General features: G+C 67.3%; 3 protein-coding genes and 1 pseudogene. All 4 read right to left on the bottom strand.

The annotated features are described in order from the left end of the window. Positions 1-641 (bottom strand): annotated as a pseudogene (locus KDB67_RS13185) (competence protein ComEC); the annotation flags it as partial. Next, positions 638-1,960, bottom strand: coding sequence for a helix-hairpin-helix domain-containing protein (locus KDB67_RS13180; RefSeq protein ID WP_324388450.1), 1,323 nt, complete (start codon positions 1,958-1,960; stop codon positions 638-640). The gene KDB67_RS13180 and the pseudogene KDB67_RS13185, both read right to left, overlap by 4 nt. 129 nt (positions 1,961-2,089) lie before the next feature. After that, the gene (locus KDB67_RS13175) at positions 2,090-2,950 is read right to left on the bottom strand and encodes a DegV family protein (protein ID WP_291016327.1); all 861 of its coding nucleotides are present in this window, start codon (positions 2,948-2,950) and stop codon (positions 2,090-2,092) included. Between the two features lie 10 nt (positions 2,951-2,960). Then, on the bottom strand, positions 2,961-3,545 hold a 585-nt coding region (octT, locus tag KDB67_RS13170; RefSeq protein WP_291016324.1), incomplete at its 5' end, for a diglucosylglycerate octanoyltransferase.

Here is a 3,545-nt window from a genome sequence, read left to right as displayed (position 1 = left end):
GGCAGGAGACCGGATTCAGGTGAGCTCAACGCCCGGGCACTGAGGGTGCGCAGTCGGTCACGGATATGCGCCGCGACCCGCTGATGAGCAGGTGGTTCGCCGACGAGTGTTGGTGTACCGACGGCGGTCAGCGACGCCACCAGCATCGTGTGTTCGGGTGGTGGCCGGACCCGCACCAAGACGCGGGCGCGTTGCCCCGGGACCATCTGCGCCCAGTCCGATGTCGCGCCCAGCAGGTGCGCGCCCGCCGCGCTGACCGACCGCTCTCCGATCGCCACGACGTCGACCCGAATGCGGGACCGACCCGAGGCGGCCGGTCGCAGCGGCACCGGGTCGTCGACGACACGCACCGTGACCGTCGTCTTGCCTCGCTCATCATGTAGCGGAAACTGTTGTATCGCAGCCACTCTGAATGACAGCGCAGTTCCGGCTGTCCCTGCCATTCCGAGTACCAGCACCACGATCCCCACCGCTCGCCACGACACCAACCCCGCCCGTACCGCACCCGAAAGGCCCACCAGCGCAGCCACACAGACGATCACGAGAACCCTGATCGCCGACACCGCAAGCAAACCCACGATTGTTGTCCCCCACACCGCGGCGGCGGGCGCGAGCAGCCGCAGGTCGCGCGCCGGCGTCACACTATGACCTTGTCGCGCAACTTCTCCAGCCGGGCCGGGCCGATCCCGTCGACCTCGGTGAGTTGGTCGACGGAGGTGAACCGGCCGTTGCGTTGGCGCCAGTCGAGTATCGATTTCGCGGTGACCGGCCCGACGCCCGGCAGGGATTCGAGTTCGGCCTGCGACGCCGTGTTGAGATTCACCGTTCCAGCCGCACCGGCCGAACCGCTGCTATCGGCCGATGCCGTCGAATCTCCTGCCGCAGAGGGTGTTCCCGACGACCCGGGACCGACGACAGCACTGCGCATCGATATCCCGCCGCCGCGACCGGCATAGCCGACGAGCACCTGGTCCCCATCCCGCAGGACCTGAGCGAGGTTGAGCGACAAGAGGTCGGCGTTCTTGCGGGCCCCGCCGGCGCGTTCGATCGCCTCGGCAACCCGAGCGCCGGACGGCAGCCGAACCAAACCGGGCCTGGTCACCAGCCCGACGACGCTGACGACCATCGGGTGCGTCTGCGGCGCAGTCCTATTCGACGTCGGAGCGGTGGAAACACCAGTACTCGGTGAGGCATCGGACGACTGCTGCTGAACTTCCGCCGAGGTGCCCGCAGCAGCCGGCGGAAAATCGACCACCGGCGCCGGACTATCGCTGCGCCACAACGTGAACCCCGCTACGACACAGGCGATGACCCCGACCAGGATCAGCGCGATGGCGGCGGGCGGCGCCACCGCGAACCGGGAACGCGACCGCTCATCCGGCTGATCGTCGTCATCCCATTCCCAGTCCTGATCTCCCCCGCCCCACCGGTCGCTTCCCCAGTCGTCGGTACCGAGACCTCCTGCGTCGAGATCATCAGTGCCAGAGTCGAAATCGTGCCGCTCACCAGCGCGCGAATCAGGAGCACCCGATCGTGGCGGCGCGGGCGGAACCGGAGAGGCTCCCGACAGCCAGGCGGGCAGTCCGTCCGCGCCCCATCCTGCTCCGGTCGCCCGCCCGGCGCCGCCATCACCGGACTGATCCGCTTCCCCGGCAGGATCAGTCTCGCTATCTTCCTCCGGAACCCGATCTTCTTCGGACACAACCTCGTCCGGTACCTCCCCGGTCAGCGGAATGCCCGAGTCTCCGGTAGTCCGCGCAACCCGCATCTTCGGCGGAGACGACAACCGCACGATCGGCGCCGGACCGGCGGCCTCGGATAGGTCGGGCGCGTCAACGGGAATCGGAGCGGGAGAAGGATTACGTAACCGCTCAAGAGGATTCGCCGTAGAGGAGCCCGCCCGCGGCCGTTCGCCGGCGGCTGTGCGCGAGGATGCCTGTTCACCGATCTTGGAAGCCATGCGTCGACCTTACGGCCGTCAACGGAGCTACGGACTGACGAAAGTTCCTGTCACACAATATCTGTGGATAAAGTCAGCATGATCCGACTGCTGTGGACAGAAGGTTTGACGGCATCCGGAATGGCGGGTTTAATCGCCCGGGATGCCCTCGATCGGGTCCAGGTGCGTTCCGATGACCACCCCGACCGCACCAGGACCGACGTGACAGCCGAGGACGGGCGAGATCTCGACGATCAACGACGAGGTGACCGTCTTGAGCTTCTCAAGCAGATCGTCGGCGACCTCTCGCGCCAATTCCGGTGCCTCGCAGTGTTGGACACCGAGCGTCACCGCCCGGCCGCCCGCCGATTCGACCGCGCCCTCCTGCATCTTGGCGATCGCCTTGGAAAAGGTGCGATGCCGTTCGCGCAACGTCATAGTGCCATCGACCATGTGCAGGATCGGTTTGATCGACAGTGCCGAACCCAGCATCTTGCCGGCCGCACTGATACGGCCGCTGGCCCGCAGGTTGTCGAGGGTGCTGACGCAGTACAGCGAGTCGAGCGTCGCCGCCTGCCGGATCGCCGCCTCGTACACGCGGTCCCGGTCGGCACCGGTTTCGGCGGCCTGCTCCGCGGCGATCGCCGCGAACCCCACCGCGAGCCCCACCGAACGCGAATCCACGACTCGCACCTGGCCGGCGAACTTCTCCGCCGCGATCCGCGCCGCACTCCACGTTCCGGACAACCGCCTGGAGATGTGGACGGCCACCACGCCGGCACCGTCGCTGGCCGCAACGGCCTCCTCGAACACCTCGCCGATCTCGTGCGGGTTGGCGCCGGAAGTGCTGACCCCAGGGACCCGCACGATGTCGTCCGGCACCTCGTCGACACCGTCGCTGTAGTCGACGCCGTCGACCGTCAGATGAAGCGGTACGCGACGGATCCCGTAGCGGCCGGCCACCGACGGTGGCAGACAGGACGAGGAGTCAGTGACGACGACAACAGGCACGGCGTCTAGGTTATCCGGTCACGGTCAACGCCTCGGCGACCACCGGCGTGACCAGGGCCGCGAGGTCGCGGTGGCATTGGAAACCCCAGTGGATGCCGTCTGGATTCATCTGCTGATCGGGGTCGGCGAACGCATCCCGCGTCGTCGGGAAAAAGTCGACAGTCGGGAACGAGTTGGCCCGCGCGTAGTCGGCGATCGCGTTGGTCGTCTCCATCCGGCCTTTGTGGACGTAGCCGTAGTAGGGGCTCGCGTGCGTCGGCGGCAGACACACCACGATCGGCAGGTCGGGCCGCAACTGTCTGATCGACGAGCCGATCTTGTCCCAGTATTCGGCCGTCACAGAGCCGGGCAGGGCCAGCGGACGCCCCAGCTTCGACGCCCGCGGCTGCACCCACTGATAGCCGTCGCGGACGCGCTGCCGCAGCCAGTTGGGCCGGATATAGCGGATCTGTTCGCGGAACGCGGTCGGCAACGGTGACGGCAGCGAATCCATACCGCCGAACGCCAGTACCACGACCTCGGCGTCGGGAATGGCCGCCCAGATATTGGGATCCTGGGTGAGCGCCCACCACACGTCCCGGCTGGTCCAGCCGAT

Source organism: Gordonia sp. (in: high G+C Gram-positive bacteria) (assembly GCF_020438995.1).
Classification (GTDB): Bacteria; Actinomycetota; Actinomycetes; order Mycobacteriales; family Mycobacteriaceae; genus Gordonia.
Note: the sequence above shows the minus strand (reverse complement) of the source record. Positions and strands in the feature narration are given on the sequence as shown.

Excerpts from the sequence above, each read along its gene's own strand:
- KDB67_RS13180 (WP_324388450.1), bottom strand. The coding sequence starts at position 1,960 with ATGGCTTCCAAGATCGGTGAACAGGCATCCTCGCGCACAGCCGCCGGC.